We start from the raw sequence: 15,156 nt of genomic DNA on the forward strand, positions 1-15,156 counted from the left end.
AACCATGCACAGCACTCTGATCGTGGCCAGGATGGCCCCCTCCTCGGCCCAGGACGTCGCCCAGCTCTTCGGCGCCTTCGACCGCACCGACATGCCCGGCCGGATGGGCACCCGCCGCCGTCAGCTCTTCTCCTACCGGGGCCTGTACTTCCACCTCCAGGACTTCGACGACGACAACGGCGCGAGCCGCATCGAGGAGGCCAAGACCGATCCGCTGTTCACCACGATCAGCGAGGACCTCAAGCCGTACATCGAGGCGTACGACCCGGCGACCTGGCGTTCCCCCGCGGACGCCATGGCCCGCCGCTTCTACGAATGGAGCGCGTGATGGGCGACGCCCACGGCCGGCGGGTCGTGATCACCGGTGTCGGGGTGACCGCGCCGGGCGGTCAGGGCACCAAGGGCTTCTGGAAGCTGCTCACCGACGGTCGCACGGCGACGCGCCGCATCTCGTTCTTCGACCCGTCACCGTTCCGCTCGCAGGTGGCCGCCGAGGTCGACTTCGACGCGGAGCTGTCCGGACTCACCCCCCAGGAGATCCGGCGCATGGACCGGGCCGCGCAGTTCGCGGTGGTCACGGCGCGCGAGGCGGTCGCCGACAGCGGCCTGGAGTTCGAGACGCTCGCCCCGCACCGCACCGGGGTGACGATCGGCAGCGCGGTCGGCGCCACGATGGGCCTCGACCAGGAGTACCGGACCGTCAGCGACGGCGGCCGCCTCGAACTGGTCGACCAGGCCTACGCCGTACCGCACCTCTACAACTACATGGTGCCCAGCTCCTTCGCGACGGAGGTCGCCTGGGCGGTGGGCGCCGAGGGCCCGAGCGCGGTCGTCTCCACCGGCTGCACCTCCGGTCTCGACGCGGTGGGATACGCCGCCGACGTCATCCGGGAGGGCTCCGCGGACGTGATGATCGCGGGCGCCGCCGACGCGCCCATCTCGCCCATCACGGTGGCCTGCTTCGACGCGATCAAGGCGACCACGCCGCGCAACGACGATCCGCGGCACGCCTCGCGCCCCTTCGACAACAGCCGCAACGGCTTCGTCCTGGGCGAGGGCTCGGCGGTCTTCGTCCTGGAGGAGCTGGAGAGCGCCCGCAGGCGCGGCGCGCGGATCTACGCCGAGGTCGCCGGCTTCGCGACCCGGTCGAACGCCTTCCACATGACGGGGCTGCGGCCCGACGGCAAGGAGATGGCCGAGGCGATCCGGGTCGCCCTCGACGAGGCGCGGCTCGCCCCGCAGGACATCGACTACATCAACGCGCACGGCTCCGGCACCAAGCAGAACGACCGGCACGAGACGGCCGCGTTCAAGCGCAGCCTCGGCGACCACGCCTACCGCACGCCGGTCAGCTCCATCAAGTCGATGGTGGGGCACTCGCTCGGCGCGATCGGCTCGATCGAGGTGGCCGCCTCGGTCCTCGCCATGGCCCACGACGTGGTGCCCCCGACCGCGAACCTCCACAACCCCGACCCGGAGTGCGACTTGGACTACGTACCGCTGACGGCCCGGGAGTGGAAGACCGACGCGGTGCTCTCCGTGGGCAGTGGGTTCGGCGGCTTCCAGAGCGCGATCGTGCTCGCCGCCCCCGACCGGGCGGGCGCCCGATGAGCTCGCGCACGGTGGTCACGGGGCTCGGCGTCGTCGCACCCACCGGCCTCGGGCTGGCGGACTACTGGGCGGCGACGCTCGCCGGACGGGGCGCGATCGGCCGGGTCACCCGGTTCGACCCGACGCCGTACGACTCCCGGCTCGCGGGCGAGATCCACGGCTTCGACGCCAAGGAGCACCTTCCCGGCAGGCTGCTCCCGCAGACGGACCGGATGACCCGCCTCGCCCTGGTCGGCGCCGACTGGGCGTTCGCCGACGCGGGCGTCGTCCCGTCCGAACTACCCGACTACGACGTCGGCGTCATCACGGCGAGCCACTCCGGCGGCTTCGAGTTCGGGCAGAACGAGCTGCGCGCGCTGTGGAGCAAGGGCGGCCAGTACGTCAGCGCCTACCAGTCGTTCGCCTGGTTCTACGCGGTCAACAGCGGCCAGATCTCCATCCGCGGCGGACTGCGCGGCCCGAGCAGCGTGGTGGTCAGCGACCAGGCCGGCGGCCTCGACGCGGTGGCGCAGGCCCGCCGGCAGATCCGCAAGGGCACCCGCATGGTGATCTCCGGGGCGGTCGACGCCTCCATCTGCCCGTGGGGCTGGGTGGCCCAGCTGACCAGCGGGCGTCTGACCACCAGCGACGACCCGGAGCGCGCCTACCTGCCCTTCGACGACCGGGCCTCGGGCCACGTGCCGGGCGAGGGCGGCGCCCTGCTCGTCCTGGAGAACGCCGAGCACGCCCTGGAACGCGGCGCCCCGCAGGTGTACGGGGAGATCGCCGGGCACGCCTCCACGGTCGACCCGCGGCCCGGCAGCGACCGCGCGCCGACCCTGCAGCGCGCCATGGAACTGGCCCTGGCCGACGCCGGCCTGGCGCCGGACGACATCGACGTGGTGTTCGCCGACGCGGCGGCCGTGCCCGACCTGGACCGGGCCGAGGCGGAGGCGATCACCAAGGTGTTCGGGGTGCGCTCCGTGCCGGTGACCGCGCCGAAGACGATGACGGGCCGCCTGTACTCGGGCGCGGCACCGCTGGACCTGGCGGCCGCGTTCCTGTCGATGCGCGACGGCGTGATCCCGCCGACCACCGGCTCCACCCTGTCCCCGGACTACGACATCGACCTGGTCACCGGCGCCCCTCGCCCCCACGCGGTGCGCGCCGCCCTCGTACTCGCCCGCGGCCAGGGCGGATTCAACTCCGCGATGGTCGTCCGGGCCGCCCACCACTGACGGAAGGAAGGAACCCCGTGTCCACCACCGACTTCACCCTCACCGAGCTCAAGCGGATCCTCCTGGAGGCCGCCGGCGCCGACGCGGAGGCCGACCTGGACGGGGACATCCTCGACACCGAGTTCTCCGACCTCGGCTACGAGTCGCTCGCCCTCCTGGAGACCGCCGGGCGCATCGAGCGCGAGTACGGGATCAGCCTCGACGAGGACGCCTTCGGCGAGGCCCGCACCCCGCGCGCCCTGATCGACCTCGTCACCGCCCACCTGCCCGCCGCCCACGCCGCCTGACCGGGAGCCGAACATGACCGACACGATCACACGCAGGGTCGCCCTGGTCACCGGCGCGACCAGCGGGATCGGCCTGGCCTCGGCCCGGCTGCTCGCCGAGCAGGGGCACCGGGTGTTCCTGTGCGCCCGCGACGAGAAGGCCGTCGCCGAGACCGTCAAGGCCCTGCAGGACGAGGGCCTCGACGTGGACGGCACCACCGGCGACGTGCGCTCCAAGGAGCAGGTGGCCGACGTGGTGCGGGCCGCGGTCGCCCGCTTCGGGCCGATCGACGTCCTGGTGAACAACGCGGGCCGCTCGGGCGGCGGGGTGACCGCCGACCTGGCCGACGAGCTGTGGGAGGACGTCATCGCGACCAACCTCACCAGCGTGTTCCTGGTGACCCGCGAGGTCCTCAACGCGGGCGGGATGCGCGCCAAGTCGCGCGGCCGCATCATCAACATCGCCTCCACCGCCGGCAAGCAGGGCGTGGTGCTCGGCGCCCCCTACTCGGCGTCCAAGCACGGCGTGGTCGGCTTCACCAAGGCCCTCGGCAACGAGCTCGCGCCGACCGGCGTCACGGTGAACGCGGTGTGCCCCGGCTACGTGGAGACCCCCATGGCGCAGCGGGTCCGCCAGGGCTACGCGGACGCGTACGGCACCACCGAGGACGCGATCCTGGAGAAGTTCCAGTCGAAGATCCCGCTCGGCCGGTACTCGACGCCCGAGGAGGTCGCGGGCCTGGTCGGCTACCTCGCCTCCGACCTGGCGGGTTCCATCACCGCCCAGGCGCTGAACGTGTGCGGCGGCCTCGGCAACTTCTGATCCCGCCCGACCCGACTGAGGAGCACCCATCATGACGACCCGTGAGGTCGAGCACGAGATCACCGTCGCGGCGACGGCGAAGGAGGTCTACCGGCTGCTCGCCGAGGTGGAGAACTGGCCGCGCCTGTTCCCGCCGAACGTGTACGTCGAGACCCTGGAGCGGGAGGGCGACCGGGAGCGGATCCGGATCTGGGCCACCGCCAACGGCGAGGCCAAGAACTGGACCTCGCGCCGCGACCTCGACCCGGAGGGGCTGCGCATCACCTTCCGGCAGGAGGTGTCGTCCCCGCCGATCGCCGAGATGAGCGGCACCTGGATCATCGAGCCGCTGGGCCCGGAGGAGACCCGGCTGCGGCTGCTGCACTCCTACCGGGCCGTCGACGACGACCCCGGGTCGCTCGCCTGGATCGACGAGGCGGTCGACAGCAACAGCCGCGCCGAGCTGCCCTCGCTCAAGGCCGGGCTCGAAGAGGCCGCGCGGACCGCGGAGTTGACGCTGTCGTTCACGGACTCGGTGCGGGTCGAGGGGTCCGCGAAGGACCTGTACGACTTCGTCAACGAGGCCGACCGGTGGGTCGAGCGCCTGCCGCACGTCGGTACCGTCAAGCTCACCGAGGACACCCCCGGCCTGCAGGTGCTGCGGATGGACACCGTCGCCAGGGACGGCTCCACCCACACCACCGAATCGGTGCGGGTGTGCTTCCCGCACCGGCGGATCGCGTACAAGCAGACCACGCTGCCCGCGCTCATGACGCTGCACACCGGGGTCTGGCAGTTCGAGGAGGGCGAGGACGGGGTCGTCACGGCCTCCTCGCAGCACACCGTCGTCATCAACGCGGAGAACATCACCGGGATCCTGGGCCCGGACGCGGACGTCGAGCGGGCCAGGACGTTTCTGCGGGACGCCCTCGGCACCAACAGCCGGGCCACCCTGGAGCACGCCAAGCGGTACGCGGAAGCGCGGCGCTGACCCATGCCGTCCACCTCGACTCCCCCGACGGACACCGACGTGGTGATCGTCGGCGCGGGGCCCGTCGGGCTGCTGCTCGCCGGGGACCTGCGCGCGCGCGGCGTGCGCACCACCGTCCTGGAACGGCTCGGCGCGCCGATGACCGAGTCCCGGGCGTCCACGCTGCACGCCCGCACCATGACGCTGTTCGAGGAGCGCGGCATCCTCGATCGGCTCGGTGAGCTGCCGGACGGCGGCCCCGGCCACTTCGGGGGCATGCGGCTCGACCTGACCGCCGCCGACCCCGGCCACCGGTACGCCGGCCAGTGGAAGTGCCCGCAGACCCGCATCGAGTCGGTCCTCCAGGAGCGGGCCGTGGAGCTCGGGGCGCGGCTGCGGCGCGGGCTGCGCGTGGTGTCCCTGACCGACCGGGACGGGCACGTCCTGGTCGAGGCCGTCGGGGAGGACGGCGAACGCGTCCGCGTCACCACCGCGTTCGTGGTGGGGTGCGACGGAGGCGACAGCACCGTACGGCGGCTCGCCGGCTTCGAGTTCGCGGGCCACGCCGCGACCCGCGAGATGCTGCGGGCCGACGTGGCGGGCATCGACGTGCCGGCCAGACGCTTCGAGCGGCACCCCAACGGCCTTGCCGTGGCGCACCGCTGGCCGGACGGCAGCACCCGGGTGATGGTCCACGTCTTCGGCACGGACCCGAAGGAGCGCACCGGGCCGCCCACGTTCGACGAGGTCGTCACCGCGTGGGCGGAGGTCACCGGTGAGGACATCGGCCACGGCACGCCCCGGTGGCTGAACGCCTTCGACAACACGAGCCGGCAGGCGACCCGGTACCGCAGGGGCCGGGTCCTGCTCGCGGGCGACGCCGCCCACGTGCAGATGCCGGTCGGCGGGCAGGCGCTCAACCTGGGCCTGCAGGACGCCGCCGAACTCGGCGGGCGCCTCGCGGAGCGGGTCGGGTCCGAGGACCGCGACGACCTGCTCGACGGCTACGACCTCGTGCGCAGGCCCGTCGGCGCGCACACCCTCGACAACATCCGGGCGCAGTCGCTGCTGCTCCTCGGCGGGCCCGAAGTGGAGCACCTGCGGGACGTGTTCGGCGAACTCCTCGGCCTGGCCCGGGTCCGCCGCCACCTGGCCCGCATGATCAGCGGCCTCGGCCGCCCCCACACCCCCACGGCACCGCACACCTCTCCCCTCGCGGGCGCCCCACCCGCCCCGACCGCATCGACCGCATCGACCGACAGGAGTTCCACGATGGGCAGGCTCACCGACAAGACGGCGCTGGTCACCGGTTCCAGCCGGGGCATCGGCCGCGCCACCGCACAGCGCCTCGCCCGGGAGGGCGCCCTCGTCATCGTGCACTACGCCTCCGACCGGGCCTCCGCCGACGAGACCGTGGAGCTGATCGAGCGGGACGGCGGCCGTGCCTTCCCGGTCCGCGCGCCGCTCGGCGTCCCCGGCGACGTGCACGAGCTGTTCCTCGGCGTGGAGCGGGGCCTGAAGGAGCGGACCGGGGAGACCAGGCTCGACATCCTGGTCAACAACGCGGGCGCCACCACTCCGGCCGGGCTCGCCCCCGAGGACGTCACCGCCGAGGAGTTCGACCGGCTCTTCGCCGTGAACGCGAAGGCCCCGTTCTTCATCGTGCAGCGGGCGCTCCCGCTGCTCGCCGACGGCGGCCGCATCATCAACATCTCGTCGGGGCTCACCCGTTTCGCCAGCCCCGACCAGGTGGCGTACGCCATGACGAAGGGCGCCATCGAGCAGCTCTCGCTGCACTTCGCCCGGCACCTCGCCCCGCGCGGCATCACCGTGAACAGCGTGGCGCCCGGCATCACCGACAACGGCAGCGCGGTCTTCGACATCCCCGAGGCCGTGGAGCAGATGGCCCAGCTGTCCGCGTTCAAGCGGGTCGGCCAGGCGGGGGACGTCGCGGACGTCGTGACCTTCCTGGCCACCGACGAGGCCCGCTGGATCACCGGGTCCTTCGTCGACGCCAGCGGCGGCACCCTGCTCGGCTGACCCGAGCGGAGTCGACCCGACCGGACCACCAGGAGCGACGATGACCACCGCGGAGCGACGATGACCACCGCGCAGGCACCCGTGACCACCGCCGGCGACCGGCTCGGCGAACTCAGGGAACTCAAGGAACTGGCGCGGCTCGGAGCCGACCCGAAGGCCACCGAGCGCCAACACGCCAAGGGCAAGCTCACCGCGTACGAACGCATCGACCTGCTGCTCGACCCGGGCTCCTTCACCGAGGTGGAGCAGCTGCGGCGGCACCGGGCGACCGGCTTCGGCCTGGAGGCGAAGCGCCCCCACACCGACGGCGTGGTCACGGGCTGGGGCACCGTCGAGGGCCGGACGGTCTTCGTGTACGCGCACGACTTCCGCATCTTCGGCGGCGCACTCGGCGAGGCGCACGCCCAGAAGATCCAGAAGATCATGGACATGGCCATCGCGGCCGGCGCCCCGCTGGTCTCGCTGAACGACGGAGCGGGCGCCCGCATCCAGGAGGGCGTCTCGGCGCTCGCCGGGTACGGCGGCATCTTCCAGCGCAACACCCGCGCCTCCGGGGTCATCCCGCAGATCAGCGTGATGCTCGGGCCCTGCGCCGGCGGCGCGGCCTACTCGCCCGCGCTCACCGACTTCGTGTTCGCGGTCCGCGGCATCTCGCAGATGTTCATCACGGGCCCGGACGTGGTGCGTTCGGTGACGGGCGAGCAGGTCACCCAGGACGGGCTCGGCGGCGCCGACGTGCACGGCGGCGTGTCGGGCGTCGCGCACTTCGTGCACGACGACGAGGAGAGCTGCCTCGCGGACGTTCGCCTGCTGCTGTCGATGCTGCCGTCCAACAACCGGGAGCTGCCGCCCGCGGCCCCGAACGGCGACCCGGCCGACCGGCGCGTGGACCGCCTGCTCGACCTGGTGCCCGCCGACGGCAACCGGTCGTACGACATCCGCGACGTGATCACCGAGATCGTCGACGACGACGAGGTGCTGGAGGTGCACGCCCAGTGGGGCGCCAACCTCGTGTGCGCCCTGGCCCGGCTCGACGGCCAGGTGATCGGCGTCGTCGCGAGCCAGCCGTCCTCACTGGCCGGCGTCCTGGACATCAAGGCCAGCGAGAAGGGCGCGCGGTTCGTGCAGTTCTGCGACGCCTTCAACATCCCGCTGCTCACCCTCGTCGACGTGCCGGGCTTCCTGCCCGGCGTCGACCAGGAGCACGAGGGCATCATCCGGCGCGGCGCGAAGCTCCTGTACGCCTACTGCAACGCGACCGTGCCCCGGGTCTCGGTGATCCTGCGCAAGGCCTACGGCGGCGCCTACATCGTGATGGACTCCCGCTCCATCGGCGCCGACCTGTCCTACGCCTGGCCCACCAACGAGATCGCGGTGATGGGCGCGGAGGCCGCGGCCGACGTCGTCTTCCGCCGCGAGATCGCCGCGGCCCAGGACCCGGCCGCCACCCGCGAGCAGAAGATCAAGGAGTACCGGAGGGAGCTCGTCCACCCCTACTACGCGGCCGAACGCGGCCTGGTCGACGACGTCATCCACCCCGGCGACACCCGCTCCGTCCTGATCCGCGCGTTCGCGATGCTGCGCCGCAAGGACGTCGACCTGCCGCAGCGCAAGCACGGCAACCCCCCGCAGTGAGCGGCCGGCCGGCCGGCTCCGACGGGTCCTCGTTCCTGCGCGTGGAGCGGGGCAGCCCGGACCCGACCGAGCTGGGCGCCCTCATCACCGTCCTGTACGCCCGGCTGTCCGCCGCCCGGCAGGAGCCGCAGGAGTCCGGGCACTCGTCGGCGCGCTGGCGCCGCCTCGAGCGCGCGCCCGGCTTCCGGGGCCCGAGGACCTGGCGGCACGGCCCCAGTTGAGCACCGCACCCCCCAAAGACACGGAGACCAGAGCATGGATGTCGGACTTCTCTTCGACCTGCGCAACCCCGACCAGTGGCACCGGCCCTGGGCCGACCACTACGCCCGCTCCCTCGAGTTCTGCGAGGAGGCCGACCGGCGCGGCGCGAACGGCCTCTGGTTCACCGAGCACCACCTCTTCGAGGACGGCTACCTGCCCTCGCCCCTGACGTTCGCCGCGGCCGCCGCCGCCCGCACCCGCAACGCCCGCATCGGCACCGCGGTCGTGCTCCCCAACCTCCACAAACCCGCCCAGCTCGCCGAGGACGCCGCGGTCGTCGACCTGATCAGCGGCGGCCGGCTGGAGATCGGCTTCGGCGCCGGCTACCGGGTGCCCGAGTACGACCTGTTCGACGCCGACTTCAAGAGCCGCTTCGCCCAGGTCGAACGCAACATCAGCGAGGTCAGGCGGCTCTGGGAGGAGGGCGACATCACCCCGGGACCGCTCCAGTCGCCGGTCCCGCTGTGGGGCGGCTTCTACGGTCCGCGCGGCGCCCGCATCGCGGGCCGGCTCGGCATCGGCCTCCTGCACATCTCGCACGCGTCGTACGGGCACTACCGCGAGGGCCTGATCGAGGGCGGCCACGACCCCGAGCTCGCCCGGGTCTCCGACCTGCTCCCCGTGATGCTCGCCGACGACCCCGAAGCGGCCTGGCCCCGCGTCGCACCGCACCTCGCCCACCAGATGAACACCTACCGGCAGGGCTCGGTGGAGGGTACGGACCACCCCAGGCCGCCGCTGCTCGGCGCCGACGACTTCCCGGAGGCCCCGAAGGCCGACGGCTCCTGGTCGACCCTGGAGATCCTCACGCCCGAGGACGCCGCGGCCCGCATCCACGAGCGGACCAAGGGCCTGCCGGTGAAGCACCTGATCTTCTGGGCGAGCATCGCCGGGATGCCGGACGACCTCGTCGTGCGCAACATCGAGTTGGTCAGCGAGCGCCTGCCCGCGCTGCTCGCCGAGGCCGCCGGGTCCGACGCCGCCGGATCCGGGGCCGGCGCCGGATCCCGCCCGGGCGAGGTGCCCGCAGGTGACTGAGGCGCCCGCCGCGCAGCCCCTCTCCGCGCCGGCCCGACAGGGCACCTGGCGGCTTCTGTTCATCCTGTCGGGCAACATGGTCCTCGACGCCATCGAGGTCTCGGTGGTCCTCGTCGCCCTGCCCTGGATCGGCGCCGACCGCGGCCTGTCCGTGTGGACGGTGCAGTGGCTGATGGGCGGCTTCGCCGCCGGATTCGCCGCGATGCTGCTCCTCGGCCCCCGCGCCACCGCCCGTTGGGGCCTGCGCCGCTGCTACCTCGTGGCGATGCTGGTGTTCGCCGCGGCCTCGGTGGCGGGCGGCCTGGCCGACTCGACCGCCCTCCTGATCGCCTCGCGCGTCCTCAAGGGCGGCTGCGCCGCGCTCACCGCGCCCGCCGGGCTGGCCCTGATCACCACCACGGTCCCCGACGGCCCGCCGCAGCGGCGGGCCGTGTCGGTGTACTCCCTGTTCGGCGCGGCCGGGTTCACCCTCGGCCTGCTGCTCTCCGGGGTGCTCACCGCGGCGAGCTGGCGCTGGACGTTCCTGTTCCCCGCGCCGCTCGCCCTCGTGCTCCTGGTGTGGGGCCTGCGGGTGATCCCGGACACCGGACGCCGGACGCCGCCGCGCCTGACGGCGGAACTCGCCCGCAACGGCTCGCTGATCCGCGCGACGCTCGGCGCGGCCACCCTCAACGGCACCTACGCGGCGCTGCTCCTCCTGGTCACCTTCCAGGCGCACGACCGCTTCGGGTGGCGGCCCTGGCAGGTGGCGCTGGCGCTGCTCCCCGCGTGCGTGCCGCTCGCGGTGTCCGTGCCGTTCGCCGGCCGCCTGGTCGCCCGCTTCGGTACCCGGCGGCAGATCGCCGCCGGGGCGGCGGCCGCGTTCGCGGGCCAGCTGCTCCTGCTGCTGCGCCCCGAACCCGCCTCGTACGCCGGTGGTCTGCTGCCGACGCTCCTCCTCGTCGGCGCCGCCATGGCCCTGTCCTTCGCCGCCCTGAACATGCAGGCCACCCAGGACGTCGAACCGGGCCTGCGCGCGGCGGCGGTGCCGCTGTTCCAGACGGGCGTGCAGCTCGGCGGTGTCCTGATGCTGCCGCTGACCGCCGCCCTGCTCACCCACTTCGGCGGCCGGCGGCCGGCGCTCCTGGCCATCGCGCTCGCCGGGGCGACCGGGGTCGGCGTCGCGGTCACCGGGACGCGCTCCGGCCGGCCGGGCGTCGCCCGCGTCGGCCCCGGGCCGCGCACAGAGCCGCGCACAGAGAGGAACTCGCCATGACCGCTTCCCTGGAGATCACCGTCGAGGAGGACAGCTGCGTGGCCTCGGGGCAGTGCGTGATGACCGCGCCGGAGGTCTTCGACCAGCGTGACGAGGACGGTGTCGTCATCCTGCTCGACGCCCGGCCGCCCGCCGCGGCCCACGACGGGGTGCGCGCGGCGGCGGCCCTCTGCCCGGCCGCCGCCATCCGCGTGGCGCACGGGCGGCGGCCGCGCGGCTGACCCCCGACCGCGCCGCCGCGAGCAGCCCGGAGCCGCCCTCCGACCAGGAGGGCGGCTCACTCGTGCGTGGCCTTCCGCCCGGGGCGTCCCCGGGCGGAAGGCCACCCGGTCACCACTCGACGGGAAGGCTCTTGACCCCGTACACCAGCGACTCCGTGCGGTACTCGATCTCCTCGAACGGGACGGCGAGCCGCAGACCGGGGAAGCGGCGGAACAGCGCGGGCAGCGCGATGCCGAGTTCGAGGCGGGCGAGTTGCTGGCCGACGCACTGGTGCCGGCCGTAGCCGAAGGCCAGGTGCGGCACCGGCTTGCGGCGCAGGTCGAGCACGTCCGCGGGCGAGGGCAGGTCGGCGCCGTGGTTGGCCATCAGCGTCGAGACGACGACGTACTCGCCGGCGCGTACCTCCTGGCCGTTGACCGACAGGTCGGTACTCGCCCTCCTGACCAGCGGGGGCGCCACCGCGAGGAACCGCAGCAGTTCCTCGACGGCGCCACCGGACAGCTCGTCCTCGTCGCGCAGGACCGCCAGCTGCTCCGGGTGCGACAACAGGGCGAGGACGCTGAGCCCGATCATGCCGGAGAGGGTCCCGTGTCCGGCCACGAGGACGTCCAGGCCCATGCCGACGAGTTCGTCGTTGCCGAGCTCCGCACCGTGCTTGCGCACCAGGTCCCCGAGGATGTTGTCGCCCGGGTCCCACCGGTGCGCGGCGACCAGTTGGGCCATGTAGTCGGTCATGGCCGCGAAGTTCTCCTGCTGGACCTCCAGCGTGGTGTCGACGCTGCTCGCGATCGAACTGCGCTCCAGGATGCCCGCCCGGTCCTCGAGCGGTGCCCCCAGCAACTCGCAGATCACCATCAGGGGCAGCGGTTCGGCGAAGATCCTGACCAGGTCGGCGCCCGGACCGGCCGCCTCCACCGCGTCGAGGTGCTTCTCGACGATCTGCTCGATCACGCCGCTGAGCGCCCGGATCCGCTTCATCGTGAAGGCTCCGGCCTGCATCCGGCGGTACCGGGTGTGCTCGTCCCCGTCGTAGTTGAGCAGGACGCCCGGCTGGTTCATCACCGAGCGCGGGCCGGTCCAGTGCGGGTCGAAGGCGAACCCGACCTCGTGGCGGGCGTCGGACAGCACCGTACGGGCGTCGTCCTCCCGAGTGATGAGGACGGCCTCGACCTCGCCGAGCTGGGAGTTCGGCACCGGGACGCGGTGCAGCGACGGGTCCTGGTGCAGTTCCACCAGAGCGGGCCCGGGCCGGAACGGACACTCGGCCTGACGGTGGTTGTGCGGCATCGACACCGGTTCGGTCATGGCGTTCATTTCCTTCCTGACGGCACGAGGGCGATTCAGCGCGGAGCGGCCACCGGTCGCGGGCGGTTCGTCATGAGGCGCTCTCCTTCTCGCGCAGGAGTTCCCGGGTGATGCCGTCGAGCCGCGCCGCGGCGCCCTTGTCGAACGCCGGGCGCAGGAGGCTGAGGGGCGTGCCCTCCACGAAGGCGCTCAGCGGCTCCCGCGGCGGGGCGTCGATGATCTCGAGGATCGGCGGGACGGTGAACTCGACCGGCTGCGCGGCCCGCTTCATCTGGTCGATGTGCGCCGCGGTGGCGGCGTCGAACTCGCCCGCGAAGCCGGTGCGCGTCCCCCCGGGGAACAGCAGCACGTACCGGGCGCGACGCGCGCTCCCGCCCTCGGCGAACGAGACGCCGAGGAGGTCGTTGAGCCGGCCGCCCTGGAACATCGCCGACCAGCCGTCGTAGCCCCGTTCGAAGCCGAGGTCGTTCCAGTTGACGCCCGGCGCCCCCACACCGGGACCGGCGATGTTCATCACGACCGGCGTCTCGGCCTTGTTCATCAGGTCCGCCAGGCCGTACCCGAACAGGTACCGGCTGAGGTAGTACAGCGCGAAGTTGTGCTCGATCCCCTCCGAGGTCACCATCCGGTGGCTGCGGAAGTAGCGCGCGCACAGCACGAGGACGTCCACCGCCTCGAACCGGTCCTCGATCTCCGCGATGACGCGCCGGTTCTCGCTGACGAGGCTGAGGTCGGCCTCGATGAAGAAGGCGCGGTCGGCCGCGCCCAACTTCTGCGCCGTGTCGAGGTACTTCTTCCCCTTCACCGGGTCCGGAGCGATGACGACCACCTGGTCGCCCCGGCCGAGATAGGTGTTCGCGAGCGCCTGCCCGATACCGGAAGTGCCCCCCGTGACAACAATGGTCTTCACCGTGATCCTCCTCGGAACACTGGGTCGTGAGATTCTGCGCAGCAGAAGAGCTCCCGCCCGCGGGCAGACTTCACCCCGGGACGGATGGCGAAAAAAGAGAAATCGGGAAAGAGAGAAATCAGGAAAAGGGGTCAGCGTCAGGAGATCAGCCGACCGCGGCGGCGATCTCCGCCCGGACCACGTCGCCGGCGAACTCGACGGCCGCTTCCGCGGCACCGGTGGACCCCAGGGTCGACCCGTTCACGTAGACACCGTCGATGATCAGCATGATCCGGTCGCCGAGCCGCTCCGGGTTCGCGGCCGCGGTCGCGCGTGCGAGGTCCCGCAGTTGCTCGCGCACGCGCCGGAAGTGCTTCACGGAGACCTGGTGCGCCGGGTGGTCCGGGTCGGGGAACTCCGCCTGGGTGTTGCGCAGCGGGCAGCCCCTGGCGTTCGGCGCCATGGCCCGGACCGCCCGGACCAACTCGACGAGCCGCTCCTGCGGCGACTCCACCGCGGCGCACACACCGGTCACGAGCCGGTCCCAGTCCTCGGCGGACCGCTCGAGGTAGGCCACCACCAGCTGGTCCTTGCCGGAGAACTCCCGGTAGAGCAACTGCTTTCCGCAGCCGGCCTCGTCGATGATCTGCTGCATGCCGACCGCGTGCACGCCCCGCTGGTCGAAGAGGTGGGCAGCGGCGTCCAGGATGCGCTCGCGGGTACCGGCAGCAGGTTTCCGGGCCATGGGCCGAGGCTAGCAGACCATTCGGTCCCGTCCCGGCCGAACACCGGTCGTCACGACCGCGCTCGCGGCGCACCGCGGCCGCCGTGCGCGGGCCCCGGGCCCTGGGCCGCGCCACCCGCGCGGCCCAGGACGACGGAGCCTCACCTGCGCCGCGCACGCACATGGGACATCGGTGTCAGCACCCGCCCGCGCTCGTCCACCCGGATCGCGTCCGGGCCCGGCCTGGCCCCGGCGTCCGGGGCGTCCGCCGTACCCAGCCTGGCCAGGATCTCGCGGGTGAAGGTCGTGGCGAAGACGGCTTCGGCGATGTCCTCGATCTCCCAGTGCGGGCCGAGGTTCGCGTGCAGGTTGGCCTCGCTGACCAGGGCCTCCGCCACGATCGGCGTCCCCGACGGCATGGACTCCGCGAAGCAGAACAGGTGCAGCGTGGCACCCGGCCGGCACACCCGGTGGAGCGCGGCGGCGTACGCCGAGCGCTGCTCGTCGTTCAGGCAGTGGTAGAGGCCGCTGTCGAGCGCGGTGTCGAAGTCGCCTCCGACACCGTCCAGTTCGGTGGCGTCCGAGGTCAGGAACCGCACCCGCGCGCCCTGGGCCGCGGCCCGCCGCACCGCCTCCTCGATCGCGCTGGGCGAACCGTCCACGCCGGTCACCTCGTACCCCTGGCCCGCCAGCAGGATGGCGTTCTCGCCCAGTCCGCAGCCCACGTCGAGCACCTTGCCGCTGAAGCCGCCCGCGCGCGCCAGGTCCACCACGGCCCGCTGGGGCTCGCCGATGTCCCAGGGGATCAGCACCTCACCGGGGGCGACGCCGTCGAAGGACGCGCGCCCCGCGTACAACGCCTCGTATTCCTTGTCCTCTTGAGAGAAAGTCCGCTGCGTGGTCATGCCGGTCCCCTTGTCG

At 72.8% G+C, this 15,156-nt stretch carries 16 protein-coding genes; 12 read left to right on the forward strand and 4 right to left on the reverse strand.

Translation table 11 applies throughout. From position 1 onward, the window contains the following. The first annotated feature begins 4 nt into the window (after positions 1-4). Genes ACZ5OX_RS27185 through ACZ5OX_RS27240 form a run of 12 tightly spaced genes read left to right on the forward strand, consistent with a single transcriptional unit; the run spans position 5 to position 11,316 of the window. Positions 5-328 (forward strand): TcmI family type II polyketide cyclase, encoded by a 324-nt coding sequence (locus tag ACZ5OX_RS27185; protein ID WP_449790867.1) that lies wholly within the window; start codon positions 5-7, stop codon positions 326-328. Beyond that, positions 328-1,611: a beta-ketoacyl-[acyl-carrier-protein] synthase family protein gene (locus ACZ5OX_RS27190; protein WP_465633713.1), complete on the forward strand. Its 1,284-nt coding sequence runs from the start codon at positions 328-330 to the stop codon at positions 1,609-1,611. Before ACZ5OX_RS27185 ends, ACZ5OX_RS27190 begins: the two co-directional genes overlap by 1 nt. Next, a complete protein-coding gene (locus ACZ5OX_RS27195) occupies positions 1,608-2,828 on the forward strand; it encodes a ketosynthase chain-length factor (RefSeq protein ID WP_465633714.1) in 1,221 nt (406 codons plus the stop codon). The genes ACZ5OX_RS27190 and ACZ5OX_RS27195 overlap by 4 nt, the downstream gene beginning before the upstream one ends. A gap of 17 nt (positions 2,829-2,845) precedes the next feature. Continuing rightward, complete coding sequence (locus tag ACZ5OX_RS27200; protein ID WP_465633715.1) at positions 2,846-3,115, forward strand: acyl carrier protein; 270 nt, start codon at positions 2,846-2,848, stop codon at positions 3,113-3,115. A gap of 13 nt (positions 3,116-3,128) precedes the next feature. After that, positions 3,129-3,917: a 3-oxoacyl-ACP reductase FabG gene (gene fabG / locus ACZ5OX_RS27205; RefSeq protein WP_465633717.1), complete on the forward strand. Its 789-nt coding sequence runs from the start codon at positions 3,129-3,131 to the stop codon at positions 3,915-3,917. 31 nt (positions 3,918-3,948) lie between these two features. Then, positions 3,949-4,887, forward strand: a complete 939-nt coding sequence (locus ACZ5OX_RS27210; RefSeq protein WP_465633718.1) for an aromatase/cyclase — start codon at positions 3,949-3,951, stop codon at positions 4,885-4,887. A 3-nt stretch (positions 4,888-4,890) separates the two neighbouring features. Further along, complete coding sequence (locus ACZ5OX_RS27215; protein ID WP_465633719.1) at positions 4,891-6,906, forward strand: SDR family oxidoreductase; 2,016 nt, start codon at positions 4,891-4,893, stop codon at positions 6,904-6,906. Positions 6,907-6,966: 60 nt separating this feature from the next. Further along, positions 6,967-8,541: an acyl-CoA carboxylase subunit beta gene (locus tag ACZ5OX_RS27220; RefSeq protein WP_392882923.1), complete on the forward strand. Its 1,575-nt coding sequence runs from the start codon at positions 6,967-6,969 to the stop codon at positions 8,539-8,541. After that, positions 8,538-8,762, forward strand: coding sequence for an acyl-CoA carboxylase subunit epsilon (locus ACZ5OX_RS27225; protein ID WP_465633720.1), 225 nt, complete (start codon positions 8,538-8,540; stop codon positions 8,760-8,762). Before ACZ5OX_RS27220 ends, ACZ5OX_RS27225 begins: the two co-directional genes overlap by 4 nt. A 34-nt stretch (positions 8,763-8,796) precedes the next feature. Continuing rightward, positions 8,797-9,840, forward strand: coding sequence for an LLM class flavin-dependent oxidoreductase (locus ACZ5OX_RS27230; RefSeq protein WP_465633721.1), 1,044 nt, complete (start codon positions 8,797-8,799; stop codon positions 9,838-9,840). Beyond that, on the forward strand, positions 9,833-11,095 hold the full coding sequence (locus ACZ5OX_RS27235) for an MFS transporter (protein ID WP_465633722.1): 1,263 nt from the start codon (positions 9,833-9,835) through the stop codon (positions 11,093-11,095). The genes ACZ5OX_RS27230 and ACZ5OX_RS27235 overlap by 8 nt, the downstream gene beginning before the upstream one ends. Further along, the gene (locus ACZ5OX_RS27240) at positions 11,092-11,316 is read left to right on the forward strand and encodes a ferredoxin (RefSeq protein WP_449790857.1); all 225 of its coding nucleotides are present in this window, start codon (positions 11,092-11,094) and stop codon (positions 11,314-11,316) included. The genes ACZ5OX_RS27235 and ACZ5OX_RS27240 overlap by 4 nt, the downstream gene beginning before the upstream one ends. 109 nt (positions 11,317-11,425) lie before the next feature. Here ACZ5OX_RS27240 and ACZ5OX_RS27245 read toward each other — a convergent pair whose 3' ends face one another. The 4 genes from ACZ5OX_RS27245 to ACZ5OX_RS27260 form a co-directional block, all read right to left on the reverse strand. Beyond that, positions 11,426-12,622: a cytochrome P450 gene (locus ACZ5OX_RS27245; RefSeq protein WP_465633723.1), complete on the reverse strand. Its 1,197-nt coding sequence runs from the start codon at positions 12,620-12,622 to the stop codon at positions 11,426-11,428. A gap of 70 nt (positions 12,623-12,692) precedes the next feature. Then, a complete protein-coding gene (locus tag ACZ5OX_RS27250; RefSeq protein ID WP_465633724.1) occupies positions 12,693-13,532 on the reverse strand; it encodes an SDR family NAD(P)-dependent oxidoreductase in 840 nt (279 codons plus the stop codon). A 145-nt stretch (positions 13,533-13,677) separates the two neighbouring features. Continuing rightward, entirely contained in the window at positions 13,678-14,256 is a 579-nt protein-coding gene (locus ACZ5OX_RS27255; RefSeq protein ID WP_465633726.1) for a TetR/AcrR family transcriptional regulator, read from the reverse strand. A gap of 140 nt (positions 14,257-14,396) precedes the next feature. Continuing rightward, on the reverse strand, positions 14,397-15,140 hold the full coding sequence (locus tag ACZ5OX_RS27260; protein ID WP_465633727.1) for a class I SAM-dependent methyltransferase: 744 nt from the start codon (positions 15,138-15,140) through the stop codon (positions 14,397-14,399). Positions 15,141-15,156: the final 16 nt, after the last annotated feature.

The sequence above is a fragment of the Kitasatospora sp. NPDC032121 genome (genome assembly GCF_055580145.1).

What these genes read in the sequence shown, in the direction of transcription:
- ACZ5OX_RS27185 (WP_449790867.1), top strand. Translation starts at nt 5, where the DNA reads ATGCACAGCACTCTGATCGTGGCCAGGATGGCCCCCTCCTCGGCCCAG.
- ACZ5OX_RS27190 (WP_465633713.1), top strand. Translation starts at nt 328, where the DNA reads ATGGGCGACGCCCACGGCCGGCGGGTCGTGATCACCGGTGTCGGGGTG.
- ACZ5OX_RS27220 (WP_392882923.1), top strand. Translation starts at nt 6,967, where the DNA reads ATGACCACCGCGCAGGCACCCGTGACCACCGCCGGCGACCGGCTCGGC.
- ACZ5OX_RS27230 (WP_465633721.1), top strand. Translation starts at nt 8,797, where the DNA reads ATGGATGTCGGACTTCTCTTCGACCTGCGCAACCCCGACCAGTGGCAC.
- fabG (WP_465633717.1), top strand. Translation starts at nt 3,129, where the DNA reads ATGACCGACACGATCACACGCAGGGTCGCCCTGGTCACCGGCGCGACC.
- ACZ5OX_RS27210 (WP_465633718.1), top strand. Translation starts at nt 3,949, where the DNA reads ATGACGACCCGTGAGGTCGAGCACGAGATCACCGTCGCGGCGACGGCG.
- ACZ5OX_RS27195 (WP_465633714.1), top strand. Translation starts at nt 1,608, where the DNA reads ATGAGCTCGCGCACGGTGGTCACGGGGCTCGGCGTCGTCGCACCCACC.
- ACZ5OX_RS27215 (WP_465633719.1), top strand. Translation starts at nt 4,891, where the DNA reads ATGCCGTCCACCTCGACTCCCCCGACGGACACCGACGTGGTGATCGTC.
- ACZ5OX_RS27260 (WP_465633727.1), bottom strand. Translation starts at nt 15,140, where the DNA reads ATGACCACGCAGCGGACTTTCTCTCAAGAGGACAAGGAATACGAGGCG.
- ACZ5OX_RS27255 (WP_465633726.1), bottom strand. Translation starts at nt 14,256, where the DNA reads ATGGCCCGGAAACCTGCTGCCGGTACCCGCGAGCGCATCCTGGACGCC.
- ACZ5OX_RS27245 (WP_465633723.1), bottom strand. Translation starts at nt 12,622, where the DNA reads ATGACCGAACCGGTGTCGATGCCGCACAACCACCGTCAGGCCGAGTGT.
- ACZ5OX_RS27240 (WP_449790857.1), top strand. Translation starts at nt 11,092, where the DNA reads ATGACCGCTTCCCTGGAGATCACCGTCGAGGAGGACAGCTGCGTGGCC.